The following is a 24,137-nucleotide window of genomic DNA, read 5'->3' on the forward strand; positions in this document are numbered from 1 at the left end:
TTACGCCGCGCCGTTCCCCTTGGACGTCTCAAGAAACGCCTTCAGCCTCGCCGGATCTTTCTTCCCCGGCTCGGCCTCCACGCCGCTCGCGACATCCACCCCCCACGGCTCGACCGCCGCAATCGCCTCGGCCACGTTCTCCGCCCGCAGCCCACCGGCCAGGATCACCTTCGGCGCATCATCGCCAAACGCCATCCGGGTCCGCCGCACAATCTTCCCTACCCGCTCCCAGTCGAAACTCAAGCCCAGCCCGCCGCTCGCGCCTGCCTTTTTCGCATCCAGCAGCACCGCCCATACCCGCTTGTCTCCAAACACCAGCCGCAGCGCGCCCTCGAACCGCGCGTCATGGTCCTGCCTGTCCACCGGGTCCAGCTCATACGCCATCGTCTGGATGATCTTCAGCCCGTCGCCGCACTCCTCCACCAAGTGCTGCACCATCTCCGCGCGATACGCCCCATGCAGCTGCACCGCCGTCAGCCCGGCCACATCCACGCCGTGCTGCACCTTGTACGGGTCATCGGTCGCAAACACCCCGACCTTCTCCACGCCCGCCGGCAGCCGCGCCACCATCTCCGCAGCCTCATCCGGAGTCACCTGCCGCTTGCTCGGCGCAAACACGAACCCTACCGCGTCCGCGCCCAGCTTCGCCGCCAGCCGCGCATCGTCAACGTTCGTATTGGCGCAGATCTTCGTCCACATGGCTAACTCCCGCGAACACTCTCCAGCAGATGCGCCAATGCAGCCCCAGGATGCTCCTTCCGCATCAACGACTCGCCAATCAGAAACGCCTCATACCCAGCCGCGCGCAGCCGCACCATGTCCGCCGCCGTATGGATACCGCTCTCCGCCACCCGCACCGCGCTCTGCGGCAGCCGCGCCGCCAGCTCGCACGCCCGGTCCAGCGACACCTCAAACGTCTTCAAATCGCGGCTGTTCACGCCAACACACTCGCAATCCAGCGCCAGCGCACGGTCCAGCTCCTCCGCGTCATGCACCTCGCACAGCACATCCAACCCATACCCGCGGGCCGCAGCACGCAGCGTCCGCAGCTCGGCGTCGGTCAATGCCGCCACAATCAACAGGATCGCATCGGCCCCATTCGCCCGCGCCTCCAACACCTGGAAGCTGTCCACCATAAAGTCTTTTCTCAAGCAAGGAATCTGCACCGCACCCGACGCCCGCCGCAGGTTCTCCAGCGACCCCTGAAAGAACTTCTCGTCCGTCAGCACGCTCAACACTGCCGCGCCGCCCGCCTCCATCATCGGAGCCAGCATCGCAGCATCGAAGTCCGCTCGTATCAACCCCTTCGAAGGCGACGCCTTCTTCAACTCGGCAATTACAGCAACGCCCTCGCTCGCGGCCTTCGCCTTCAGCGCCCGCGCAAACCCGCGAGGCTCATGCGCCGCAGCCGCCCGTTCCAGCACGCGGACATCCACATCCGCCTTCCGCTCCGCCACAACCCGCCGCGTATGCGACATGATCTCCGGCAGATACATCGTCTTTTCCGTCGCAACACTCATCGTCTTCCATGCTACGTCACAACCCAGCACCGTTGGGTCGCCACCAGAACTGCCAACCCTCACAAGAACTTTTACAAGTTGCCACAAAAAACTTTGCTCACTTCGCGCTCTTGGCGGGATCGCTTCTTGTCCGAACGACGCATACCCCCTTGACACGCCACGTACAATAGAAGCAGCAGGAAATAGCGCGGGCAACCGGGCTCTCCTACCCTTCTGGCCCAGGCCAGTCTCCACCGAAATTACTGACAACCACACCGCTCAAGGCAAGGATCAGACCTTCACAAGTCCACCCCTAACCCTTTTCCGCTCCGGATTTTAGATCAAAAAGTACCCAGGGGGAGGGGTGGGGTCCCTAACGAGCCGCACCTGTTCGTTAGGGTGCCAGGGGTGGGGTATCACGCCCCCAAAGCAAAGGCGCGAAGAGAACTCTCTCCGCGCCTTGCACTCACAGATCAGCCGCGCTACGCCTTGCCCGCCAGCTGCCGCAGCACATACTGCAGAATCCCGCCATGCTGGTAGTACAGGATCTCCTGCGGCGTATCGATCCGCACCACAGCAGCGAACTGCTTGGTCTTACCAGCAGCATCCGTAGCAATCACAGCCAGCTCCTTGCCACCGGCAAACTTGCCATCGAGCATCGCCTTCAGATCGCCCGGCTTGGAACCCAGCGTGAACGTCTCCTCGCCGGTCAACCCCAGCGACTCGACACTCTCGCCCGCCTTGAACTGCAGCGGCAGAATCCCCATCCCGACAAGGTTCGAGCGATGGATGCGCTCATAGCTCTCGGCGATCACGAACCGGATGCCCAGCAGCCGAGGCCCCTTCGCCGCCCAGTCGCGCGACGAGCCCGAACCGTACTCCTTGCCCGCCAGGATCGCCAGCGGCACGCCGCGCTCGGCATACTTTACCGAAGCGTCATAGATCGACATGCCCTCACCCTCAGGCAGCAGCCGCGTCACACCGCCCTCCGTGCCCGGAGCCAGCTTGTTCCGCAGCCGCACATTGGCAAACGTGCCACGCACCATCACCTCATGGTTGCCGCGGCGGCTTCCATATGAGTTGAAGTCGCTCGGCTTCACGCCATGGTCCGTCAGGTACTTGCCAGCAGGCCCATTCAGCTTGATCGACCCAGCCGGCGAGATGTGGTCCGTCGTCACCGAGTCACCCAGCACCGCCAGCACGCGAGCGCCGCTAATGTCGTTCACTTCCGCTGGAGTTGCAGGCATACCGTCGAAGTAAGGCGCCTTCCGGATGTACGTCGAGTCCGGCTCCCAGCCATACACCTCGCCGCTCGGGAACTTCAGGTGCTGCCAGTTCGTATCGCCGTCGCTCACAGTCGCATACTGCGTCCGGAACATCGTCGAGTCGATGCAGCTCGCGACGGTATCCGCAACCTCCTGCTGTGTCGGCCAGATGTCCTTCAGGTACACCGGCTGCCCGTCCTTGCCCTTGCCAATCGCATCCTTGGCGAAGTCATGCTCAATATGCCCGGCCAGCGCATAGGCCACCACCAGCGGCGGCGACATCAGGTAGTTCGCACGGACCTCCGGCGAAATGCGCCCCTCGAAGTTCCTGTTGCCGGAGAGCACCGACACCGCAACCAGCCCATGCGCCTCAATCGACTTCGACACATCCGTCGGCAGCGGCCCGCTGTTGCCAATGCACGTCGTGCAGCCATAACCAACCGTCTGGAACCGCAACGCATCCAGGTACTTCGTCAGCCCCGCGCGGTTGTAGTAGTCAGTCACCACGCGCGATCCCGGTGCAAGCGAGGTCTTCACCCAAGGAGGCGTCGTCAGGCCCTTCTCCACCGCCTTCTTCGCCAGCAGACCCGCCGCAACCATCACGTAAGGATTGCTCGTGTTCGTACAGCTCGTAATCGCCGCGATGACGATCGAGCCGTCGGTCAGATACTTGTCCGGGTTCACATGGAACCGCTCCTCCACCGAGTGAGGTTCAGCAACCGCAACAGCAGCACCTTCGCTGCTCGCCAGGTTTCCATTCGCGGAGGCGTGACCACCTTCACCCTCCCAGCGCACCATCTGCCGCACCACGCTCTTGTTGGCGTTCGGCCCTTGCAGCTCAGGCAGCTTCCTGGCAAAGCTCGCCGGCGTCTCCGACAGCAGCACACGGTCCTGCGGACGCTTCGGCCCCGCTACGCTCGGCTCCACCGTGCTCAGGTCCAGGCTCAGTGCCGCCGAGTACTCAGCCTCAACCGCCTCCGCCGTATGAAACAGCCCCTGCGCCTTGTAGTACGCCTCCACCAGCGCAATCTGCTCCTCGCTGCGACCCGTCAGCCGCAGGTACTTCAGCGTCTCCGCATCCACCGGGAAGATGCCGCACGTTGCCCCATACTCCGGAGCCATATTGGCGATCGTCGCACGGTCCGCCAGCGGCAGCTCGCTGATGCCCTCACCGTAGAACTCCACGAACTTGCCGACGACACCGAGCTTGCGCAGCATCTCAGTTACGGTAAGAACCAGATCTGTGGCTGTAGTCCCTTCCTTCAGCTTGCCCGTCAGCTTGAAGCCAACCACCTGCGGCACCAGCATGCTCACCGGTTGCCCCAGCATCGCGGCCTCGGCCTCAATCCCGCCGACGCCCCAACCCAGTACGCCCAGCCCATTCACCATCGTCGTGTGGCTGTCCGTTCCAACCAGCGTGTCCGGATACGCTGTCACCGAACCGTCCGCCTCCGTCTTGGTAAAGCACACCCGCGCCAGGTACTCCAGGTTCACCTGGTGACAGATACCCATCCCCGGCGGCACGGCTGAAAAGTTATTGAACGCCGTCTGTCCCCACTTCAGGAACGCATAGCGCTCGCGATTGCGCGTAAACTCCAACGCCGCATTAAGGTCATACGCATTCGCAGAACCGTACTCATCCACCTGCACCGAATGGTCGATCACCAGCTCCGCAGGCTGCAGCGGATTGATCTTCTCCGGATCTCCGCCGAGCACTTTCATCGCATCGCGCATCGCGGCTAGGTCGACGATCGCCGGAACGCCGGTGAAGTCCTGCATCAGCACGCGCGCCGGCATATACGCGATCTCGCGGCTTGGCTCGGCCTTCGCGTCCCAGTTCGCCAGGAACGTGATATCCTCCGCCGTCACCGTCTTGCCGTCCTCGTGCCGCAGCAGGTTCTCCAGCAAAATCCGCAATGAATACGGCAGCCGCGCCAAGTTCCCCTTCAGCGCATTCAGGTTGTAGTAGTTCACCGTCTGGTCGCCGCTCTTCAGCGTGGCGGCGGCGTGGAAGCTGTTCGGGTGCGTGTTCGACATATCGTCATCTCCAGAGAATCGCTCGTATCGAGCTGGGTCATCTTCAACGAGGCCCGGCCTTCAGGCTGCGTCTGTAAGCGCAGCCCTGCGGGCCTCAACGGATATCAGGTTGTCACAAGGGAAGAATACGGACTAGGCGCGCCCGCGGTCATGACGTCCACGCCGAAACCGCTTCATCCGCGGCGCCCGCACCGGCCGCGCAGCCAAACCACCTGTCGTCAGCGGTTCCAGACTCGTCATGTCAGCTATTTTACTCCGCCATCAACAACCTTTCCCATCGCAGCTCCGTCTTGTTCGATACTGGATTCGCGCCACCTCGGCCAGTATCCAAAGAAAGCCACCTCTGCAGCAGACGAAACTTTCTCTCCGGCAGGGGTTCTCAAGATAGAGTGATGACGATGACGACCCAGTCCGCAAATCGCAACCTTCTCCGCCTCGCTGCCCTGGCCATAGCACTCGGCCTCGGCGCCGCTTTGGCCTGCGCCCAAACCCAGCAACCGCCAGCCGACGACGGCCCTGACCCCGCGCTCGCCAACATGGCCCCAGCCGACGCCGCAGCCGCCCAGCAGACCGTCGCACCAGGCCAGCCCGACATACAGCAACAGCAAGCACCCGGCCCTGTTCCTCAACAGGCGCCAGCACCCATCGTCCGCAGCGCCCCGGCGCCCGACCAGAGCGGCCAGCCCGCCAACGCGGCTCCGGGTGACGACTCCTACAACGCACCTCCCGACACCGCCCAGGCGGACGACCAGATCGCCGACGGCCAGCAGGCGCTCGACGACGCCGATGTCTCCACCGACCAGGCGCCGCCCCCTCTGCCCGACTACGACCAACCCGAAGCCCCCGGCGACAACTACATGTGGACCCCCGGCTACTGGGGTTACAGCCCGGGCGGCTACTACTGGGTTCCCGGCGTCTGGGTCGTTCCTCCCTACTACGGCGGTCTCTGGACCCCCGGATACTGGGGCTGGTATGGAGGCCGCTATCGCTGGCATCCCGGCTACTGGGGCCTCCACGTCGGCTTCTATGGCGGCGTGAACTACGGCTTCGGATACATCGGCACCGGTTACTTCGGTGGCTACTGGCACGGCAACGCTTTTGTCTATAACCGCGCAGTCACCCACGTGGGCGGTAACGTCGGCTTCGACCACGTCTACAACCGCACGGTGGTCTACAACGGCCGCACCTTCGGCCCGCGACCTGCCAGCCGCATCAGCTACAACGGCGGGCGCGGCGGCATCCAGGTCGCACCACGGCCAGGTGAATACACCGCCATGCACGAGACCCACACCGCAGCCCTGCCCGGTCAGGTTCGGCTTCACCAGAACGCGGCAGCCAATCCGCAGGCGGCCTTCAACGCCAACCGCGGCCACGTCGCAGGAAACCTCGCGGCGCGGCAGGCTCCTCTAGACGCCAACCGGCCCATCGCCAACACGCAGCGCGAGTTCCAACCCCGTGCGCAAAACCAGCCGCGGTCACAGCAGCAGTACCGGCCCAACCCGCAACCCCGACAGCAATCTCGCCCGGCGCCGCGGCCTGAGTCGCACTCGGCGTCACACGACGACAAGCACTAACCTCGTGCTCATGTTCAAAGACCCGGCGGAACATCGCCGGGTCTTTCTGTCTTCGCCAAGTCATAGATATCGCGCGAAATCTCTCTACGCTGACCACCCGCAACTCCACTCTCCGCATCTCATCAAGTTGCGTATCAGAAGATCAGCTGAGTCTCGCTGTGCACTGCAAGGAGCCTCCACCAAGCCATGACGATCCCCTCATTTCCTCTCCACAAACGTCATCTCTCGACACCTTTTTCGTTCGCAGTCCGCCTCCTCGGCGGCCTCGCACTCTCCACCGTCGTCTTCGTTGCCGGCTGCAATGGCTGTAATAGCAGCCAGAGCCAGGCGCCCATCGTTGACAACTCCGGCTCCGGCCCCGACCCCGCTGCGGCCAACCTTGCACCAGCCAGCACGGGACAGCCTGCCGCCGTCCTCGGCACCAACGCCTCCTACACGCCGCAGCAGCAGAGCGAAAGCTACGACAACGGCCAGCAGCAGCCTGCCCCCATCCAACAGGACTATAACGACCAGTCTTACGCTTACAACGCGCCCCCGCCCTCCGAGGCCGGCTACGACGAAAACGCCCAGTACGACTACTCCGACCAGGCCCCGCCCCCGCTGCCCGACTACGATCAGCCGCCCGCTCCCGACCCCAACTACCTCTGGACGCCCGGCTACTGGGCTTGGGGTCCTGACGGCTACTACTGGGTTCCCGGCGCATGGGTGCCGCCGCCCTACTACGGCGCTCTCTGGACCCCGCCCTACTGGGGTTGGTATGGCGGCCGTTACTGCTTCCACCACGGCTACTGGGGTCCGCACGTCGGCTTTTACGGTGGCATCAACTACGGCTTCGGCTACATCGGCATCGGCTACTTCGGCGGCTACTGGCGCGGGCATGACTTCTACTACAACCGCTCGGTCAACAACGTCGGCCATCTGAACGGCAGCTATGTCTACAACCGCGCTGTCGTTTACAACGGCCGCACCTACGGTGCGCGCCCGAACAATCGCGTCAGCTATAACGGCGGCCGCGGCGGCCTGAACGTCCGTCCGCAGGCAGCCGAGCTCGCCGCAAGGCGCGAGCCCCACACCGCACCGCGACAGGAACAGATCCAGCTCCGCCAGACCGCGATGCAGAACCCACGGCAGCGCTTCTCGGCCAATAACGGACGTCCTGCTGAGGCCTTCGCCCGTCCCGGCACCATCCCCGCACGCTCCATCGGCGAGGCCCCGCGCCAGGTGCAACAGATCCAGCAACGCAGCGCCGAACAGCGGCAGCGTAACCAACAGCTTCAACAACACAACGTGCAGCAACAACAACGAAACACACAAGAGCAACAAAGAAACGTGCAGGGGCAACAGCGTAACCAGCAACTCCAGCAACGAAACGTCCAGCAGCAACAGCACACCCAACAGGTGCAGCAACGAAACGCGCAGGAACAGCAGCGTAACGTTCAGCAGCGGCAGCGTGTGCAGCAGGGACAACAGCGCAACCAACAGATACAACAACAGCGCGTACAACAGGAACAACAGCAACGAAACCAGCAGGTGCAGCAGCAGCGCACTCAGCAGCAACAGCAACAGCGCGTGCAGCAACAGCAACGCATGCAGCAGGAACGCCGCCCCGCGCCTCAGACACGTCCTGCACCCGAAGCGCGCCCTGCTCCTCAGGTACGCCCAGCCCCTCAGTCTCGTCCGGCACCTCAGGCAGCCCGGCCAGCGCCACAACCGCATGAGGCTCCGCACGAAGAGGGCCACCCGCACTGATCCGCAGCACAAGCCGCCAACCAAAAGGCTCGCCCTCATCGGCGAGCCTTTTTCTACTCCCTACTCCCTACTCCCTACTCCCTAAATCTACATAGCCAGTTGCACCAGCAGCACCGCATTCAACGCGAGAATGACTGTCGCCACCACCCACCCTGCGATCTTCGTCCGCAGCGCGCTCACAAAGTTGCTCATCACGGACCTCCGATTCGTCAGTAGCAGCAACGGGATCAGCGCCGCCGGCAGCGTAAAGCTCAACAGCACCTGCGAATCGATCAGGATCTTCAACGGATCGGCACCGACGGCAATCACAATCAGCGCAGGCACCACAGTAATAAATCGCCGCACAAAGATCGGGAACTTGATGTCCAGAAACCCTTCGATGATCACCTGACCGGCCATTACGCCGACCGTCGAGCTCGACAGCCCGGAGCACAACAGCGCCACCGCAAACACCACCGCCGCTCCTGGCCCCAGCAGAGGCCCCAGCGTGTGGAACGCGTCCTGGATCGTCGGCGAAACCCCAGGTCCCCTGCCATAGCCCGCACCCAGCGCCACCGCCGCCATCACAATCATCGCGGAGTTGATCAGCCACGCGCCGTTCATCGCTACAAACACATCCACCAGTTCGAACCGTAGATACTGCAGCAGCAGGTTCAGCTTCGGCTTCTTCGGCGGAGGCGCAATCTCCGTCAACCTCGGCTGCACCAGCGCCGAGTGCAGATAGATCACATGCGGCATCACCGTCGCGCCCAGCATCCCCACCGCAGCGAACACGCTCGCGCTCAGCGCAGGCGAGCTACGCATGTCGAACGTCGGCAGCACCGTCGCCACAAACGCAGCATGCCAGTCCGGGTGCACCAGGAACACCTCAAACCCATAGCACAGCCCAATCACACCGACGAACGCCATAATCCCGCGCTCCAGCCATTGAAACCCCGCAAGGTCCAGCGCAAGGATCGCAAACACGCCCACCGTCGCAATCATCGCGGACGCGAACAGTGAGCCCACCGGCGTCAATCCATGCGCCATCAACGCGGGCCCCATCAACAAGTCCAGCCCCAGCGCCGCGCCCAGAAACTCCGCCATGTCCGTCGCCACGGCAGAGATCTCCGCACACACCCACAGAAATATCGTTGTGCGCTTCGAAAAATGCCGGCGGCAGCTCTGCGGCAGCGTCTCTCCAGTCACGATCCCCAGTTTCGCGCTCAGGTACTGGATCAGGATCGCCATCGCATTGGACCACAGCAGTACCCACAGCAGCCTATAGCCGAACTGGCTCCCGCCCAGAATGTTCGTCGCAAAGTTGCCCGGGTCGATATAAGCCACCGAGGCCACGAACGCGGGCCCAAAATAGCTCCATATCTGGTCTCTGCGAAACAGGCTTCGACCGCCCGCTCCAGCCACCTTCACAACGCCGCTGCTTCCAATCAGCCCCGAGGCTCCGGCCGCGGTCGCCGCAGGGGAAAGCAGCACCTCTTCCGAGGTATCACCCTCATAACCTGCATCCCCGTGCTGCGCATACTCATCCGTCATCTCCTCCAGTATAGGGTGAAGAAGGTATTTTTAGGTAAACCTGAATATTAAGATTTAGGTGAGCCTCAAAAATAGTTCCAACTCCTGCACCGCGCCAGAAAACCCCTCCACCGCTGCTCATTGAACCTCGGCGAGCATACTTGAGATTGCGTAGACGTCTTTGCCTTGGCCTGCTCTACCGCCCCGTAGATCCGAATCCGCCCTCCCCGCGTTCCGTCTCTTCCAGCATGTCTGTCTCTTCGAACCTCGCCTCAATGCGCTGCACAATCCGCAGCTGCGCGATGCGATGCCCCGGCGCCACCACCTGCGGCTCGCTCGTCAGGTTCGTCAGCACGATCTTCAACTCACCGCGATATCCGGGATCGATCACGCCTGCAAGCGTCGTAATACCCCGCACCGCGAGCCCCGATCGGTCCTCTACCAGTGCACCGTGCGACGAAGGCAGCTCCATCGCAAGCCCCGTCCGCACTGCCACTGTCGACCCCGCCTCACCCACCGGCGCCAGCGTCGCCGCCTCAGCCGCAAACAAGTCCGCTGCCAGATCGCCATACGCTCCGCTATGCGCATACCGCGGCATCTGCGCCGACGGCAGCAACCGCTGCACCAATATCTTCGGTCCCAACTCTGTCACCTCTTTCACGACAACCACTTCAACAACCGGATCACGCCCATCGGCGCCGCCTTCGAGTGCGCCGACACATCCGTCCTTGCATGGATCGCCCTACGGTTCTCGCTGTAGTACGAAAACGCGCGGAGCATCATCTCTTCATTCGTCAGTGTCGGCTCCCATCTTAGTTCACGCCGTATCCGCTGCGTGTCGAACACAAAGCTCTCCGCGATCATCCTGTAGTGATACGGCCCCAGCGGCGACACCTTCAACCTGTGCGCCAGTTGCATCGCGGCAATCGTCGGCATGCGCGGCAGTTGCGCCACACGCGCCTTGCTGCCCGCCGCGCGAATCACGCTCTCATACATCCCACGCATCGTCGGCACATCATCCGAGCCGATATGAAACAGGTTCGACTCCTCATACTCCAGACACAGCAGACACGCCGTCGCCAGGTCCTGCGCATAGATGAACTGGTAGCGGTTGCTCCCGTCGCCGACCACCCAGACCTTCTTCCCGTCCTCAATAAACTCAAACAGGATCGCCAGCAGTCCAAGCCTGCCGCTGTCGATGATCGTCGGACACCGCAGCGTCACCACCCGCATCTCCGGATGCTGCTCCACAAGCTTCGCCAGCGCACGCTCCGCCTCCAGCTTCGACTGCCCATACAGCTCCACCGGCGCGGGCGCATCGTCCTCCGTCACCGGCCTGCCGAAGCCCTCAGCCCACAGGCAGTTCGAAGAGATGTTCACGATCTTCGTTACGCTCGCCGCCTGCGCCGCCTCTGCTAGCAGGCGAGTCCCATCCACATTGCTTGTCCACAGCAGCGTCTCGTCCTTCACATCGTGCGCCAGCATCGCCGCACAATGAAACACCGCCTCAAACCTGTGTTCAGCAAATGTCCGCTTCAGCAGCTCCCCATTGCGAATGTCACCTTGTATCGAGCTCAACCCCTCAGCGCCGGCATCCTCATCGCGCACCAGGTCGATGTTCGTCACTGCGAACCCTTCAGCCAACAACCGCCGCTTCAGCACACCACCAAAGAACCCTGACGCGCCGGTGACCAAGACCTCACGCTTTGTACTCATCCTTCAACCTTCTTCTCTGTACTGCGAAACAGATATACCGCCAGCACCGCAATCAGCGGCTCCATCGGATGCCGAAATCGCGGCTGCACTGTCACCAGATAATACGGCAGTGGCAGCAACACAAAGATCGCCGCAAACAACCCTGCGCCCTCCACGCGCCTCCACAGCATCAGCGCCAGCCCCAATAAGCCACACACGCTCAAGAAGCAGTAGCTCAACTGCCGCAGATACTCCTGCGAAGGGTGCCGTCCCATTGAATGCGGCGTTCCATCCCAGAAGAACAGAAACCTGTCCAGCGTCCACTTCACCGTCCGCAGAGGTCGCGCCTTGATCCGCGCCTCGGCTATCGCGCCGCGCTGCTTCGCAAACGCAACCTCGCCCTCGCGCACATATTCCTTGTACTCCGGATCACCCGTCCACAGCGGCACCGTGGTTCCCCACGGAAACCCATCGTTGCGCTCCAGCGTCGACTCATACAGCTCCACACCGAAGTTATCGCGCGTCAGCACCGGTGCATGCATCACGCGCTCATTGCGCAACACCCATGTTGCCAGGACGGCAGCAAACGCCACACACGTAAGCATCGCGCCCACCGCTGCCTGCTTCTCCAACCGCCGCGACCGCAACTCCGGCCACGCAATCCAAATCATCATCGCCGGCAGGCACAACAATAACGAAGCATTCGACAGCGCAATCAAACCCCACAACACCCCAAGCCACACCCACAACTCTATCTTCTCCGTCGCGCGCTCGTCACCGCCCCCCAAACCACGCAACCGCAACGCCACCACAATCGCCCAGCTAAACAAACAAGCCGTCAGCGACATCTCCCAAATCCAATGCACCGCATACTGCAACGCCGCCGGATACACCGCCCACAGCCACGCCGACCACACGGCCACCGGCGCGGCCATCTTCGCTCTGCGCCGCGCAATGCCACGAGCATCGAAGCACCGCTCGGCGATCTCATACACCGCCGGTGCAATCGCTGCGGAAAGCAAACTGTCCGCCACCATCAACGCCAGGGCAGCCCCGCGCGAGTACACCCCAAACAGCTTGAACGCCGCCCCCATCAGCAACGGATACAGCGGCGGCAGCCACGCCGTCGGTCCTGACATCCCATTGAACGGGTTCCCAAAACCATGCCCCGTCGCCAGCGACCGCCCAATCCTCCCCGCCTCAAACCCGAAGTTGAAGTTCGCCTGGTCCGTCCGCACGCGATACGTGTGCCCAATCAGGATCACCGCCACACGCAGCGCGAATCCTACCCAGAAGATCGTCCACGGCTCGCTCCACCAGCTTCGTTTTGTCATCTCTCGCGTCACGCTTCTGGCCTAGTCTATCTTCCACACCCCTCGCTCTGCCCAAATCCGCTCGCGTATCGTCATTCACATGGCGACCACACAGCCAACCACGCAACCGGCCGCGGCCGCCCATGCAGAACGGCCCGCGGCCCTCCGCTCCACCGTACTCGCTGCTCTGCTCGCCGCTCTCGTCATCCTCACCCTGCTCGGCCACAACCGCCTCACCGACTGGGACGAGGGCATCTACGCCCAAATCTCTCGTGAGATGCTCTCTTCCGGCCTGCTCATCCCTCACTGGAACCTCCAGCCCTGGCTCGAAAAACCGCCGCTCATGCTCTGGATCACCGCCGTCTTCTTCAAGCTCTTCGGCGTCTCCGAGTTCACCGCCCGCCTCGGCTCCGCTCTCTCCGGCGTCGCCCTTGTCGGCCTGCTGCATGGCTGGCTCGCGCGACGCCACAGCCTCCGCGCGGCATGGTTCAGCTCGCTCATCCTGCTCTCCACCTTCGGCTTCCTCCACGTCGCCCGCGTCGGCGAGATGGACACACTCCTCTCCCTCGGCCTCTGCATCTCCCTCATCGGACTCGCCGAGCTTCACCTCGACCACCGCCACGGCGCATGGCTCTTCTGGCTGGGCTTCGCCCTGGCGCTGATGACCAAAGGTGCCGCCAGCATCACCCTCGGCTTCACATTCGTCCTTTTTCTTGCGCTCGAACCCACGATTCTTCGTCGTCATCTCGGCACACTCTCTCTAGGCTTCGCGCTCTTCCTCGCCGTCGTCCTGCCGTGGCATATCGCGCTCTATCACCGCTTCGGCGAGGCCTTCGTTCAGCAGTACATCGGCCTGCACATCCTGCATCGAGCCACATCCCAGATCGAAGGCCACATCACCCCGTGGTGGTACTACCTCCGCGTTCTTCTCCTCTCGGCCATTCCGTTCTGCCTGCTTTACCCCATCGCGGCTCTAGACGCGCTCCGTCGCCCCGCGCTTCGGCTCTACCGAGTCTTCGCGCTCTTCGCCCTCATCGAAGTGCTCTTCTTCTCCCTCGTCAAAACCCGTCTTCCGCACTACATTGCGCCCGCGTACCCGGCATTTTCCGTCCTCACCGCCGTGTGGATCTGCACCCGCCTCGAAACCATTACCCTCACCAAACCTCTACGCCTCCGACTCAGCGCCGCAGTCTGCGCCATCTGGATCATAGCCGCGCTCATCACCGCAGCTCCGCGCAGCCGCCTCCACTCTCCGCGTCTCCCCAACGGCGACGTCACCCCCAACAACCGTGAGCAGGTCGCCCTGCTCAAGCAGGTCTTCAAGCACCCCGCGCCCGCCGTCGCCGCAGTTCCAGGCCCCCTGCTCGACTGGCGTCCCGGCCACTACAATCCCATTCCCACCGTCATCTTCTACGCCAACCGTCCCGTCCAGCAGGTGCTGCCTCAGCCACTCCCGCCCGGCACCCCCACCGATATCTACGCCTTCAACCCCGTCCCCTTCGCCGCCGCAATCGGCTCGCAACCGAGCCTCATCCTCGTCGCCCGCTCCCTACTCCCGCAGCTCCCCGCCGGCTACACCTTCCACCTCATCGCCTCCTCGCCTACCCTCGCCGTCGGCACGATCGCACGAAACTAGCCATTTTGCCGGCTCCAGCAGTTGACCCAAAACCCCATTTCCCGGTACACTCATAGAGTTTGGCGAAGCAGCCGTGTCTCTCCTCGTGGGAGGCCCCTACTGCAAGGCCGGAGAGCTGGCCCGCTTCTGCGGCAGCCGCAAACCTCGCCTCCTGACAAAGACAAGTTTTCGATACGTTCGTGGAAAGCAGGCGTGGCCTTCTGCGCCCTGTTCAATGAGGTTTCAAGCATATGTACGCAGTCATCAAGACCGGTGGTAAGCAGTACCGCGTGGCTCCCGGCGACACGCTCCGCATCGAGAAGAGTGAGCATAATGGCACCATCGAGTTTGAAGATGTCGTCGCCGTCAGCCTCAACGAGGGCAAGTTCGAGTCCGACCTGAAGAACGCCAAGGTCACCGCCCAGGTCGTCTCCGAGGGCCGTGGCGATAAGATTCTCGTCTTCCACTACAAGCGCAAGAAACAGTACAAGAAGCTCCAGGGCCATCGCCAGAGCTTCGTCGAAGTGAAGATCAAGGAGATCTTCGTCGGCGGCTCCAGCTACGACGCCTAATCTTCGCTTTACCGGAGTAGGGTATGGCTTTAGCCATGCCGTTATGACACACCTTTTCGAGAAGGGGCTTTAGCCCCGGGGCGCAGGCCCACTAAATTTCCGCCGAACTTACACGGCAAAAGAGGCACAGCAATGGCACATAAAAAAGGTCTAGGCAGCTCCAAGAACGGCCGCGACTCAAACGCACAGCGGCTCGGCATCAAGCGTGGCGATGGCCAGCTCGTCACCGGCGGCAGCATCCTCGTCCGCCAGCGCGGCACACCGCACAAGCCCGGCCTCAACGTCGGCCGCGGCTCCGACGACACCCTCTTCGCGAAGGTCTCCGGCATCGTCAAGTTCCAGAACAAGGGCCAGAAGGGCCGCTTCGTCAACATCATCCCGACCGAAGCTGCCTCCGCCTAAGTTTTCTTCCTTCTGCAGACAGCAAAGCCCCGCTCCGGCGGGGCTTTTGGCATTGCGCTACACTACTTTCCAAGAGAGGAGGCGTTCGCCATGCAGGACTTCATCCTGGCCAAACGCGCAGAGATCGCCGATCTCTGCCGCAAGCACCACGTCCGCCGCCTCTCTATCTTCGGCTCCGCCGTTCGCGGTGACTTCGACCCCGCTACCAGCGACATCGACCTCCTCGTTGAGTTCAGCCCGCAACAGGTCTCAGGCTATTCGAAGAACTTCTGGGCGCTCGAAGACAGTATAGTCCGCCTCTTCGGTCGCAAGGTTGACCTCATCGCAGAAGGCAGTATCAAGAATCCTTACATCCTGCGTCGCATTCAGGAACAAAGGCAACAGCTCTATGCAGCGTGATCTCGAAGCCTATTTGTGGGACATCTTCAACGCGATCGAGCAGGTCGAGAGGTTTGTAGCTGGGCTTACGTTTGAGGCTTATTTAGATAGCGAGTTGCCCCAGGCCGGCGTGGAACGCAAATTCGAGATTATTGGCGAAGCGATCAAACAAGCCAGCCAGCACTTCCCAGGTCGCTTGGATACTCTTCCGAATTTGTCCAACTTCGCCCGCTTTCGCGACCGCCTGGCACACGGCTATGCCACCATTAAGCAAGAGATCGTATGGGAAGCCATCCAGGACGACATCCCGCCGCTGAAACAGGCTGTCGCTAAACTACTCCACCCCGGCCCAAACTCTGACCTTACCCCATAACCGTCAGTTTCTTGTCTTTTTCCGTGTCGCTCAGCTTCTGCAGCTGCGGCAGAAAATCGCTTCGCCGCACCCAGATCTTGTAGCTCGTAATGCCCGTCTCTTCATGCGTCGGAAACGTCTTCAGCGTTTTCGGCAGGATGATCTGTTCCGGGTTCAGCTCCACGCTGTCATCACACTTCCGGTCGCTGCTCGGCTCATCGAACACGCATTCGAACCCCACCGGCAGCGCTGCATAACCCGCCGCCATGATCCTGCCCATACGCTGGATCGCCCCAAACGACAGCCCGCCCGCCACCTTCGGCTTCAGCCCTGGGCTCGACTCCAGAAACACAACATACTCCGCGCCGATTCCCAACCCCGCATACGGCCCAAAGTACACCGTATCGTTCATCTTCGCGCCCTTGTACGCGGTCTCCACCACGGCCTTGTACACCACCGTTCCGTAGTGCTCCGTATCGCCGGCCACCACGCGCACCAGCACCACCTGGTCGGCCTGCACAAAAAGGTCGTGGATCGTCACACTGCGCACCGGCCCGGCCTCAATACGGTGCCCCCACAAAAACACGGTCGCTCCGCACAAAATGACAAGCGCCCGTACGATCTGGCCCCGTGTTATGCGTATCCGCAACATCGTTATGCCTTTGTGAAAACCTCCCTATCTTGTACTCTCATTCACTCTCCAAAGGCCAGTTCTTCCGCTCAATCGTGAACACGTCCCGAGTCGTGCAGTACCCGCCGCCTCCATGCATCCTCCCAACCAGCCGCATCTTCGACGGGTCTATGTGGAGCTGGGCCAGCCCATTCGGCTCCTCAAACACGGCTTCCCGCACATGGGCATACACAATCCGTCCCAGCACGATGGTGCTGGAACCGCCCGGCTCCAGCACCTCAAACAGCTCGCACTCCAGCCCCACCGGAGACCCCGCAATCCGCGGCACATCCACCACCGCACTCGGCACTAGCTCCAGTCCCGCCAATGCCGTCTCGTCCGTGCCCTTCGGAGCGTTCGTTGCGGTCACATTCATCGCCTCGGCCAACTCCTCCGGCACCATGTTCACCACAAACTGCCTCCGCGCCCGGATGTTCCCCAGCGTGTCCTTGCTCTCGCGGTCCGGCGCGGCTGAGATGCTGATCGCCACCAGCGGCGGATCACTCGACACGATGTTGAAGAACGAGAACGGCGCAGCATTCACGCGCCCCTCCGCGTCCCGGCTCACCACCCACGCAATCGGCCGCGGCAGAATCACACTCGCCAGCAGCTTATAGCTGTCGATCTTTGCCATCGCCGCCAGATCAAAGTGCGCAAAACCCTCGCTCACATCTACTCCTCTATTCATCTACTCCTCTTTCTTGATCGCGGCCTTGCCCTTCTCATCCCACATCAGCCGCGCCGCCGGCACCTGGTGGTCATGCGGAAACAGCACCAGCCAATCCTGTGCAATCGCCCGCCCCAAAAACCGCTTCCGCTCCTCAATGCACCGCAGCGGATCGAGGTCGTAGCCCATCACCCACGTCGGCTCCAGGTGCCGGCTCGTCGGGATCAGGTCGCTCACAAAGCATGCATGTTCGCCGCCGGACTCCACATGCACCCCCAGCACATCCGGCGTATGCCCCGGCAACACCTCCACCCAAACCCCCGGCACAATCTCCGCGGATGTCTGCACCCTTACTGGCGGCAGCAAATCGCCGTTAGCATTCACCGCGCGCAGCCGCACGTCGTCAGGCGTAAACGCACCGGCACCGCCCACATCCATCACCGTCATCTGCCCATTTGCGATCACAGGATCATAGTTCGGCCCCAGATAACTCACTCGATCGCGGTCCCGCTGCAGCCGTCCGCTGGCGAGCTCTCCCGCCGCCGCAAAATGCCGCGCGTTCCGGAACGTCGGCGTCACGCTGCCGTCTTCATGCAGCGTCGTGTTCCATCCGCAGTGGTCAAAGTGCAGATGTGTATTCACCACATGCGTCACCGCATCCAGTTCGACGCCCGCCGCGCGCAGGCTCACCGGCAACAGCTCCTTGTTCTGGAAGATCCCACGCATCTTGGCGCTCTGCTTGTTGCCCACGCCAGTCTCGATCAGCACCACCGCCCCGCCCGTGCGCACCACCACGCAGTTGGTCCCCAGCAGCACATAGTTGTTCTCGTCCGCCGGCATCCGCCGTTGCCACAGTGTCTTCGGGACCACCCCAAACATGGCTCCGCCGTCCAGCAGAAAGCTCCCGTCGGTACAGACCGTCAGCTCCGTCGCACCCACCTGGTGCCGTCCACGTACCAGCGCGCCATCATCGTTTGCCGCAGCTATCGCCATGCACCGAGTCTAAACGGCGTCTGGCGTTCCTGGCCTTGTCAGCCGCTACGATCAACGTGTCTGCAGCACCATCGGCTGCTGCGACATCAGCTCCAGCGTCGCCGCATGGGCCTCCATTCCCATGGCAGGCTCAGGCTCGGAGGAAGCGGACGCACTCGCGGACATTGACGTCTCTGGCACCCGCTTCTGCTGGAAACACGATCGGCACAGCACAGGCCGTCCCTGCGTCGGTTTGAACGGCACCGTCGTCTCAATCCCACAGGCTGAGCACTCGGTGCGCGTCTCCGTTCGCGAAAACGGCAGTATCGCGGGCGTGTTGGGGTTCACGGAACGTCCTAACCCGGCTCGCTTCGCCTTGCAAAGCTTGCATCGCTTCGGATCGTTCTTGAACTGCTTGTCGTAGAAGAACAGCTGTTCGCCGGCAGTGAATACGAAATCATTACCACAGTCGGAACACTTCAGAAATCGGTCAACAAATTGCATGGGCCTTCTCCCATCGAGCGGGATAAGGATGAACCGTAACCTTGGCCGTCGTTCTCGATCTCTCCCCGGATACGTTCAAGCCTGTCGTTACATCTCTGCTGAGCCCGAATTGTGCACAATCCCCGGTTCGCCCTGTTATATGTGGCTCTTCACATCAAACCGAAGACTGATAAACGGAAAAGTGGGCGGTTCTCACCACCCACCTCCTCCGCAGTACTGCAACCATTGCCCGGAAGGGAGAGAAACTCGCCCTTCAGCAAACTCACATACCTGTCTCCAACCCGAGTACGCTGCTTGCCGGCCATTCGGAACACACTGTTATCGTCCTCTAGGAGGCGTAACCGAATTATGCCGCTGGCCCGAACTTTCAATCCTTTCATTCCCGAAGAAATCCGGCTTCTATTCGCAATGCAACAAGTACAGCCGAATTTTTCCAGCAAAATGAAATTAATCCTGCTCTTTACGAACCTTCTTCCGGTTGCGCTTGCGTGCCAGTGCTTCCTTCACACGCTTCTTCTCGCCCGGCTTCAGGTAAAACGAGTGGCGCTTCACCTCTTTGATGATGTCCTCGGTCTGCACCTTGCGCTTGAAACGGCGCAGTGCATTCTCGAGAGGCTCGCCTTCTTGTACTCGAACTTCTGCCAAGGGAAATACACCTCCAAACCTGCCCAAATGGCTCCTTTCATGATACGCGGGAAGCATTAGGTTTACCACCGAAAAACTGATTCGCCCCGCGTCTTGCGATACGTCGTATCTACATGTTTTTTCGGGGCTTTACCGCAACTCGTGCACCAGCCACCCAGATAGGAATTCCCACCCCCGGCTGGCCGCCTACACTGGAAACCATGGTTCGCACCTTCCAGGGCATCACACCCCACATTCCCTCTACCGCCTACGTCGACCCCTCCGCGCAGGTCCTCGGAGACGTCATCCTCGGAGACCACTCCAGCATATGGATGAACGCCGTCGTGCGCGGTGATGTTCATCACATTCGCATCGGCAGCGGCACCAACATTCAGGACTGCGCCGTTCTCCACGGCATGCGCAACCTCTACCCTGTCCTCATCGGCAACGGCTGCACCATCGGACACAACGCCACCGTGCATGGCTGCGTACTCGAAGACGACGTCCTCATCGGCATGGGAGCCATCGTCCTCAACGGAGCGCACATCGGCGCTGGCAGCATCATCGCCGCCGGCGCGCTCATTCCCGAAGGCACCGTCATTCCACCGCGCTCCCTCGTCGCCGGACTCCCCGGCAAAGTCCGCCGCGTCACCACCGACGACGACCTCGACCTCATCCGCCAGTACGCCGCAAACTACCTCGACTACACCCGCACCTATCTCGCCGAACGCCCCTGACATACCATTTCCCCAGCCCACTGTTTCCCGTCCCCGGGCATCCTACCTCCCTGTAGGTATCCGAGAAAGCGAGACATCCACATCATGGCCGCAAAGAAAACAGCCTCTGCCAACGGCTCCATCACCAAGCAAAAACTCATCGAACTCCTGAACCAGGACCTGCAGCGCGAGTTCCAGGCCATCATCGCCTACGTGAACTACTCCCAGGTGCTCAAAGGCGCCGCCTACATGAACATCGCCGGCGAGCTCGAGGTCCATGCTGCCGAAGAGCTTCGCCACGCCCTCAAGCTCAGCTATTGGATCGACCTGCTCGGCGGCATGCCCGCGGTCGTGCCCAAGCCGGTCAAGACCAGCGACAAGGCCACCGACATGCTGCGCTTCGATCTCGAAAATGAGAAGGAGACGATCCGCAACTATCGCCGCCGCATCAAGCAGGCCGACATCCTCGACGACTTCGCCTTGGGCGAAGACCTCCGCGAGATCCTGCGCGACGAGTTCGACCACCTCAACGCGCTGGCCACCGCCCTCGGCGAAGACACCCCCGACCCCGGCATCGCCGACTGACCATACACCCAGCAAGTAAAGAGGCGGCCACTCCACCAGTGGCCGCCTCTTTACTTTCGCTTCTCTTGCAACCGCGTCGCTTACAAGCCCTCGCGGTCCAGCCGCATCAGCCCATACGCGATCCCCGCCATCTGCACCAGAATCAGCATCTCCAGCGCAAACGGCCAGCTCGCATAGTTCGTCCCCGCCCGCGGAGCCACCACAAACAGCACCACCACCAGCACCACCATCGCAACAATTGCCGCCGTCCGCCCCATCGGCACCCGCCGACGCGCCTTCACTGCCGCCACCGGCTGCGCCGCCGCAGCCATCGTCACCAGCACCGCAAAATCTTCCGGAACCCGCACCACGGGCTTCTGCTCCAGCGCCTGCACGACTGCCGCATCCAATTGTTCGCTCTGCTCCATCATGCTCGCCTCCTTCATCCCCGAATGCTTCATGCCCGCCTCACCGTCACGGACCCAGCGCCCGCCCCTTCATTCTCTCCTAAAACACGCCTCGCCTGCGACATCCCCTCGCCACCCCGCAGCCGCTCGCCCAGCTTCTTCCGTCCGCGATGCAGATGCGTCCGCACCGTATTGATCGGCATCTCCAGCGCGGCGGCGATCCCTTCATAGCTGCAGTCTTCCTGGTGATACAGCACCAACACCGCCCGCTCCACCTCGCTCAGCGTCCCCAGCGCGGCATCGACACTCTCCTGCAACTCGGCATCCACCATCCGCTGCTCCGGGCTCCGCGCATGTTCACCCGCGTTCGCATCTCCCGCAAAGTTCTCCAGCCAAACCTCATCTTCTTCCACAAACGCCGGAGTCTCCGCCACATGCGTCCGCTCTTTGCGCCGCCGCTTCCACTCATCCTGCGCCACGTTATAGGTAATCCGGTACAGATACGTCGCCACCGTCGCATCCCCCCGAAAGTAAGGCAGCGCCTTGTACAGCCGCAGAAACACCTCCTGCGCCAGGTCCTCCACATGCGCGCCCGCGCCGGTAAACCGAGTGAGCGTGCGAAACACCAGCCCCTGATGCTCACGCACCAGCGCCTCAAACATCTCCGGATTCGTTGAATCCGCTCGCATTCAGCCTCTGCTTTTCTTTCTTCCATTCCGAGCGCAGCGAGGAACCTGCTTCTCGCGCGAGCGTAGCGAGCGCCCGTCTTCCCCGCCTCAGACTTCATCTTCCTCCCAAAGTTTCACCCCGCGCCCACAAAAAATCTTTCCCCCTCCCCTGAAACTTCCGCCCGCGCTCACAGTCTTACGCCCCCATCGACGCCGCCACGAACGCAGCGTCGAGACACCTTTAGAACCACTCAGGAGAACCCTCATGCCCCTAGCCCTCTTCCTCCTCCACTTCCACGACTACAGCAACGGCCTCGACAGCCCCTTCATCGTCCCCGTCGCCGGCTGCCTTATGGTGCTCGGCATCGTCATCGCCGGCATGTGGTCCGGCGCCCGCAAGCGCCAGATCGAAAGCGAAGAGCGCCTCGCCGCCATCGCCCGCGGCGTACCCGTCCCGCCCACCGTCGAAGAGCTCGCCATGATGCACGGCAAACCCTCGCTCGACGCCACCCGCCGCCGCGCCAACATCCGCCTCGCCGGCATCATCCTCGTCGCCGCGTCCATCGGCCTCGCTCTCTTCTTCGTCATACTCTGGGCCGTCATCGGCGAGCGCAACATACTCTGCGGCGTCGCCGTCGCCCTCATCCCCTTCGGCATCGGCGCCGGTCTCCTGTTTGACACCCATATCCAGACCCGCGAGATGGAAGAGGCCACCCACTCCAATAACTCCATCACCCCCACCCACTAGCAAGAATCGGGGTGCCCCATTCATGACGCAGCTTCATCGCGGCATGAGTGGGGTGACGCTGCCCGCCCACCCCGAACGCTCGTCATCTCGACCGAAGCGCAGCGGAGCGGAGAGACCCCTGTATTTTTCGCAGGATGCTGGTACCCCGTTCACCCCACACAATATCCCCTCTTCTCTCGACCCTCATAGCTCTAAGCTCAACAAAACCCCTCGCCACCCGCAGGTTCGCTACACTAAAACCTGCATGTCCGACACCCCCAAACAAGCCCCGAAGACCCCCGCCCGCTCCACCCTCAAGGCCGTCCGCGGCACCCGCGACCTCCTCCCCGACCAGACCCCGCTCTGGAACCACGTCGAGTCCACCGCCCGCGCCGTCTTCGCCCGCTACGGCTTCGGCGAAATCCGCACCCCCATCTTCGAGGCCACCGACCTCTTCGCCCGAGGCGTCGGCGAAGAAACCGACATCGTCAGTAAAGAGATGTTCACCTGGGAAGACCGCGCCCGCGCCCGCGCCGCCAGCGAAAAAGCCCAATCCCTCACGCTCCGCCCGGAGTCCACTGCCGGCACCGTCCGCGCCTACATCGAGCACAAGCTCGGCGAGACCGGCCAGCTCCAGAAGCTCTACTACATCGGCCCACAGTTCCGCCGCGAGCGCCCTCAACGCGGCCGCTACCGCCAGTTCTGGCAGATCGGCGCCGAGGTCATCGGCCCTCAATCCTCCGGCTCCGAATCTCCTCTCCGCGACGCCGAAATCCTCGAAATGCTCGCCACACTCCTCGACGAGCTAGGCATTCGCGACTGGCGTCTCGAACTCAACTCCGTCGGCAGCAGCGAAGACCGCATCCGCTACAACGCAGCCCTCCGCGAAGCCCTGCAACCGGTCAAGCACCTAATGTGCGAAGATAACCAGCGCCGCGCCGAAACAAACCCCTTGCGTGTACTTGATTCGAAAGACGAAGCCGACCAGGAGATCATCAACAACCTCCCCAAGATCGCCGACTACCTCAGCGACGACTCACGCACCCACTTCGAAGCCGTCAAAGACGCACTCGACGCCTGCGGCGTCCCCTACCACCTGAACCCGCGCCTAGTCCGCGGCCTCGACTACTACACCCGCACCACCTTTGAATTCACAGTAACCACCGGCCTCGGCACGCAGAACGCCCTCCTCGGCGGCGGCCGCTACGACGGCCTCTCCGAAATGCTAGGCGGCCCCCGAGCCCCCGGCATCGGCTTCGCCATCGGCGAAGACCGCCTCATCCTCACCCTTCAAGCGCAAGCCGAAGCCGACGCAGCAGCCTCCGGCACAACACCGACCACGACAAAGTTCGACGCCTACATCGCCCCCATCGGCACCGCACAAAACCCCGCCGCTCTCGCCCTAGCCCGCGAGCTCCGCGCCGCAGGCCTAAAAATCGAAGTAGGCGACGGCACCTTCAAGCTCCGCAAATCCTTCGACACCGCCGACACCCTCGCCCGCCACATCATCCTCCTCGGCGAAGACGAAGCCGCCACCAAGACCTACACCGTAAAAACCTTCGCCACCGGCGAACAAACCAAAGTCCCCCGCATTGAACTGACGGAGAAACTGCGTAATTAGCCCTACCTCTTGACAGTGTCATCAAAATGTATAC

General features: G+C 62.2%; 25 protein-coding genes. 11 read left to right on the top strand and 14 right to left on the bottom strand.

The genetic code is table 11. The features are described 5' to 3' along the window. The 3 genes from GOB94_RS07510 to acnA form a co-directional block, all read right to left on the bottom strand. On the bottom strand, window positions 1-699 hold the full coding sequence (locus tag GOB94_RS07510; RefSeq protein WP_182278208.1) for a phosphoribosylanthranilate isomerase: 699 nt from the start codon (window positions 697-699) through the stop codon (window positions 1-3). Between the two features lie 2 nt (window positions 700-701). Then, window positions 702-1,520: an indole-3-glycerol phosphate synthase TrpC gene (gene trpC, locus GOB94_RS07515; RefSeq protein ID WP_182278209.1), complete on the bottom strand. Its 819-nt coding sequence runs from the start codon at window positions 1,518-1,520 to the stop codon at window positions 702-704. A 461-nt stretch (window positions 1,521-1,981) separates the two neighbouring features. Further along, window positions 1,982-4,801 carry an aconitate hydratase AcnA gene (acnA, locus tag GOB94_RS07520; protein ID WP_182278210.1) on the bottom strand — a complete coding sequence of 940 codons (2,820 nt, stop codon included), beginning with the start codon at window positions 4,799-4,801 and terminating at the stop codon, window positions 1,982-1,984. 392 nt (window positions 4,802-5,193) lie between these two features. On the opposite strand from acnA, the gene GOB94_RS16835 reads away from it, so the two are divergent. Both GOB94_RS16835 and GOB94_RS07530 read left to right on the top strand, forming a co-directional pair. Then, complete coding sequence (locus tag GOB94_RS16835; protein WP_255484342.1) at window positions 5,194-6,375, top strand: hypothetical protein; 1,182 nt, start codon at window positions 5,194-5,196, stop codon at window positions 6,373-6,375. A 186-nt stretch (window positions 6,376-6,561) separates the two neighbouring features. Continuing rightward, a complete protein-coding gene (locus tag GOB94_RS07530; RefSeq protein ID WP_182278211.1) occupies window positions 6,562-8,124 on the top strand; it encodes a YXWGXW repeat-containing protein in 1,563 nt (520 codons plus the stop codon). Between the two features lie 87 nt (window positions 8,125-8,211). Here the strand turns inward: GOB94_RS07530 and GOB94_RS07535 are convergent, their stop codons facing one another. The 4 genes from GOB94_RS07535 to GOB94_RS07550 all read right to left on the bottom strand — a co-directional run bounded on the left by GOB94_RS07535 (window position 8,212) and on the right by GOB94_RS07550 (window position 12,665). Then, on the bottom strand, window positions 8,212-9,657 hold the full coding sequence (locus tag GOB94_RS07535; protein WP_182278212.1) for an Nramp family divalent metal transporter: 1,446 nt from the start codon (window positions 9,655-9,657) through the stop codon (window positions 8,212-8,214). Window positions 9,658-9,832: 175 nt separating this feature from the next. Further along, window positions 9,833-10,297, bottom strand: a complete 465-nt coding sequence (dut, locus tag GOB94_RS07540) for a dUTP diphosphatase (RefSeq protein WP_255484343.1) — start codon at window positions 10,295-10,297, stop codon at window positions 9,833-9,835. Next, window positions 10,294-11,352, bottom strand: a complete 1,059-nt coding sequence (locus GOB94_RS07545; protein ID WP_182278213.1) for an NAD(P)-dependent oxidoreductase — start codon at window positions 11,350-11,352, stop codon at window positions 10,294-10,296. The genes dut and GOB94_RS07545 overlap by 4 nt, the downstream gene beginning before the upstream one ends. After that, window positions 11,349-12,665, bottom strand: coding sequence for a glycosyltransferase family 39 protein (locus GOB94_RS07550; RefSeq protein ID WP_182278214.1), 1,317 nt, complete (start codon window positions 12,663-12,665; stop codon window positions 11,349-11,351). Before GOB94_RS07550 ends, GOB94_RS07545 begins: the two co-directional genes overlap by 4 nt. 79 nt (window positions 12,666-12,744) lie before the next feature. Here GOB94_RS07550 and GOB94_RS07555 point away from each other — a divergent pair, with 79 nt between their 5' ends. The 5 genes from GOB94_RS07555 (at window position 12,745) to GOB94_RS07575 (ending at window position 15,984) form a co-directional block, all read left to right on the top strand. Beyond that, window positions 12,745-14,280, top strand: coding sequence for a glycosyltransferase family 39 protein (locus GOB94_RS07555; RefSeq protein ID WP_182278215.1), 1,536 nt, complete (start codon window positions 12,745-12,747; stop codon window positions 14,278-14,280). Between the two features lie 230 nt (window positions 14,281-14,510). After that, window positions 14,511-14,831: a 50S ribosomal protein L21 gene (gene rplU / locus GOB94_RS07560; protein WP_182278216.1), complete on the top strand. Its 321-nt coding sequence runs from the start codon at window positions 14,511-14,513 to the stop codon at window positions 14,829-14,831. Window positions 14,832-14,963: 132 nt separating this feature from the next. Next, on the top strand, window positions 14,964-15,233 hold the full coding sequence (gene rpmA / locus GOB94_RS07565; RefSeq protein ID WP_182278217.1) for a 50S ribosomal protein L27: 270 nt from the start codon (window positions 14,964-14,966) through the stop codon (window positions 15,231-15,233). Between the two features lie 90 nt (window positions 15,234-15,323). Then, a complete protein-coding gene (locus GOB94_RS07570) occupies window positions 15,324-15,632 on the top strand; it encodes a nucleotidyltransferase domain-containing protein (protein ID WP_182278218.1) in 309 nt (102 codons plus the stop codon). After that, window positions 15,622-15,984 (top strand): HepT-like ribonuclease domain-containing protein, encoded by a 363-nt coding sequence (locus tag GOB94_RS07575; protein ID WP_182278219.1) that lies wholly within the window; start codon window positions 15,622-15,624, stop codon window positions 15,982-15,984. The genes GOB94_RS07570 and GOB94_RS07575 overlap by 11 nt, the downstream gene beginning before the upstream one ends. Here GOB94_RS07575 and GOB94_RS07580 read toward each other — a convergent pair. The 5 genes from GOB94_RS07580 to rpsU form a co-directional block, all read right to left on the bottom strand. After that, window positions 15,974-16,549: a hypothetical protein gene (locus GOB94_RS07580; protein WP_182278220.1), complete on the bottom strand. Its 576-nt coding sequence runs from the start codon at window positions 16,547-16,549 to the stop codon at window positions 15,974-15,976. The genes GOB94_RS07575 and GOB94_RS07580 overlap by 11 nt on opposite strands. Before the next feature lie 103 nt (window positions 16,550-16,652). After that, window positions 16,653-17,321 (bottom strand): flavin reductase family protein, encoded by a 669-nt coding sequence (locus tag GOB94_RS07585; protein ID WP_182278221.1) that lies wholly within the window; start codon window positions 17,319-17,321, stop codon window positions 16,653-16,655. Continuing rightward, on the bottom strand, window positions 17,322-18,293 hold the full coding sequence (locus tag GOB94_RS07590) for an MBL fold metallo-hydrolase (RefSeq protein WP_182278222.1): 972 nt from the start codon (window positions 18,291-18,293) through the stop codon (window positions 17,322-17,324). A 51-nt stretch (window positions 18,294-18,344) separates the two neighbouring features. Next, window positions 18,345-18,776, bottom strand: a complete 432-nt coding sequence (locus GOB94_RS07595) for a zinc-ribbon domain containing protein (protein ID WP_182278223.1) — start codon at window positions 18,774-18,776, stop codon at window positions 18,345-18,347. Between the two features lie 447 nt (window positions 18,777-19,223). Continuing rightward, entirely contained in the window at window positions 19,224-19,421 is a 198-nt protein-coding gene (gene rpsU / locus GOB94_RS07600; RefSeq protein ID WP_014267628.1) for a 30S ribosomal protein S21, read from the bottom strand. Between the two features lie 200 nt (window positions 19,422-19,621). On the opposite strand from rpsU, the gene GOB94_RS07605 reads away from it, so the two are divergent. Both GOB94_RS07605 and GOB94_RS07610 read left to right on the top strand, forming a co-directional pair. Then, on the top strand, window positions 19,622-20,137 hold the full coding sequence (locus GOB94_RS07605) for a gamma carbonic anhydrase family protein (protein WP_182278224.1): 516 nt from the start codon (window positions 19,622-19,624) through the stop codon (window positions 20,135-20,137). Window positions 20,138-20,221: 84 nt separating this feature from the next. Then, window positions 20,222-20,701: a ferritin-like domain-containing protein gene (locus tag GOB94_RS07610; protein ID WP_182278225.1), complete on the top strand. Its 480-nt coding sequence runs from the start codon at window positions 20,222-20,224 to the stop codon at window positions 20,699-20,701. 80 nt (window positions 20,702-20,781) lie between these two features. On the opposite strand, the gene GOB94_RS07615 is transcribed toward GOB94_RS07610, so the two are convergent. Then, window positions 20,782-21,141, bottom strand: a complete 360-nt coding sequence (locus tag GOB94_RS07615; RefSeq protein WP_182278226.1) for a hypothetical protein — start codon at window positions 21,139-21,141, stop codon at window positions 20,782-20,784. Then, window positions 21,138-21,776, bottom strand: coding sequence for a sigma-70 family RNA polymerase sigma factor (locus GOB94_RS07620; protein ID WP_182278227.1), 639 nt, complete (start codon window positions 21,774-21,776; stop codon window positions 21,138-21,140). Before GOB94_RS07620 ends, GOB94_RS07615 begins: the two co-directional genes overlap by 4 nt. A 244-nt stretch (window positions 21,777-22,020) precedes the next feature. Between GOB94_RS07620 and GOB94_RS07625 the strand changes: the two genes are divergently transcribed. Further along, entirely contained in the window at window positions 22,021-22,503 is a 483-nt protein-coding gene (locus GOB94_RS07625) for a hypothetical protein (RefSeq protein ID WP_182278228.1), read from the top strand. A 244-nt stretch (window positions 22,504-22,747) separates the two neighbouring features. Further along, the gene (gene hisS / locus GOB94_RS07630; RefSeq protein WP_182278503.1) at window positions 22,748-24,103 is read left to right on the top strand and encodes a histidine--tRNA ligase; all 1,356 of its coding nucleotides are present in this window, start codon (window positions 22,748-22,750) and stop codon (window positions 24,101-24,103) included. The last annotated feature ends 34 nt before the right edge of the window (window positions 24,104-24,137 follow it).

It is taken from the genome of Granulicella sp. 5B5, from assembly GCF_014083945.1.
Taxonomy (GTDB): Bacteria; Acidobacteriota; Terriglobia; order Terriglobales; family Acidobacteriaceae; genus Granulicella.

Excerpts from the sequence above, each read along its gene's own strand:
- GOB94_RS07510 (WP_182278208.1), bottom strand. The coding sequence starts at position 699 with ATGTGGACGAAGATCTGCGCCAATACGAACGTTGACGATGCGCGGCTG.
- trpC (WP_182278209.1), bottom strand. The coding sequence starts at position 1,520 with ATGAGTGTTGCGACGGAAAAGACGATGTATCTGCCGGAGATCATGTCG.
- acnA (WP_182278210.1), bottom strand. The coding sequence starts at position 4,801 with ATGTCGAACACGCACCCGAACAGCTTCCACGCCGCCGCCACGCTGAAG.
- GOB94_RS16835 (WP_255484342.1), top strand. The coding sequence starts at position 5,194 with ATGACGATGACGACCCAGTCCGCAAATCGCAACCTTCTCCGCCTCGCT.
- GOB94_RS07530 (WP_182278211.1), top strand. The coding sequence starts at position 6,562 with ATGACGATCCCCTCATTTCCTCTCCACAAACGTCATCTCTCGACACCT.
- GOB94_RS07535 (WP_182278212.1), bottom strand. The coding sequence starts at position 9,657 with ATGACGGATGAGTATGCGCAGCACGGGGATGCAGGTTATGAGGGTGAT.
- GOB94_RS07545 (WP_182278213.1), bottom strand. The coding sequence starts at position 11,352 with ATGAGTACAAAGCGTGAGGTCTTGGTCACCGGCGCGTCAGGGTTCTTT.
- GOB94_RS07550 (WP_182278214.1), bottom strand. The coding sequence starts at position 12,665 with ATGACAAAACGAAGCTGGTGGAGCGAGCCGTGGACGATCTTCTGGGTA.
- GOB94_RS07555 (WP_182278215.1), top strand. The coding sequence starts at position 12,745 with ATGGCGACCACACAGCCAACCACGCAACCGGCCGCGGCCGCCCATGCA.
- rplU (WP_182278216.1), top strand. The coding sequence starts at position 14,511 with ATGTACGCAGTCATCAAGACCGGTGGTAAGCAGTACCGCGTGGCTCCC.
- rpmA (WP_182278217.1), top strand. The coding sequence starts at position 14,964 with ATGGCACATAAAAAAGGTCTAGGCAGCTCCAAGAACGGCCGCGACTCA.
- GOB94_RS07570 (WP_182278218.1), top strand. The coding sequence starts at position 15,324 with ATGCAGGACTTCATCCTGGCCAAACGCGCAGAGATCGCCGATCTCTGC.
- GOB94_RS07575 (WP_182278219.1), top strand. The coding sequence starts at position 15,622 with ATGCAGCGTGATCTCGAAGCCTATTTGTGGGACATCTTCAACGCGATC.
- GOB94_RS07585 (WP_182278221.1), bottom strand. The coding sequence starts at position 17,321 with ATGAATAGAGGAGTAGATGTGAGCGAGGGTTTTGCGCACTTTGATCTG.
- GOB94_RS07590 (WP_182278222.1), bottom strand. The coding sequence starts at position 18,293 with ATGGCGATAGCTGCGGCAAACGATGATGGCGCGCTGGTACGTGGACGG.
- GOB94_RS07595 (WP_182278223.1), bottom strand. The coding sequence starts at position 18,776 with ATGCAATTTGTTGACCGATTTCTGAAGTGTTCCGACTGTGGTAATGAT.
- GOB94_RS07605 (WP_182278224.1), top strand. The coding sequence starts at position 19,622 with ATGGTTCGCACCTTCCAGGGCATCACACCCCACATTCCCTCTACCGCC.
- GOB94_RS07610 (WP_182278225.1), top strand. The coding sequence starts at position 20,222 with ATGGCCGCAAAGAAAACAGCCTCTGCCAACGGCTCCATCACCAAGCAA.
- GOB94_RS07615 (WP_182278226.1), bottom strand. The coding sequence starts at position 21,141 with ATGAAGCATTCGGGGATGAAGGAGGCGAGCATGATGGAGCAGAGCGAA.
- GOB94_RS07620 (WP_182278227.1), bottom strand. The coding sequence starts at position 21,776 with ATGCGAGCGGATTCAACGAATCCGGAGATGTTTGAGGCGCTGGTGCGT.
- GOB94_RS07625 (WP_182278228.1), top strand. The coding sequence starts at position 22,021 with ATGCCCCTAGCCCTCTTCCTCCTCCACTTCCACGACTACAGCAACGGC.
- hisS (WP_182278503.1), top strand. The coding sequence starts at position 22,748 with ATGTCCGACACCCCCAAACAAGCCCCGAAGACCCCCGCCCGCTCCACC.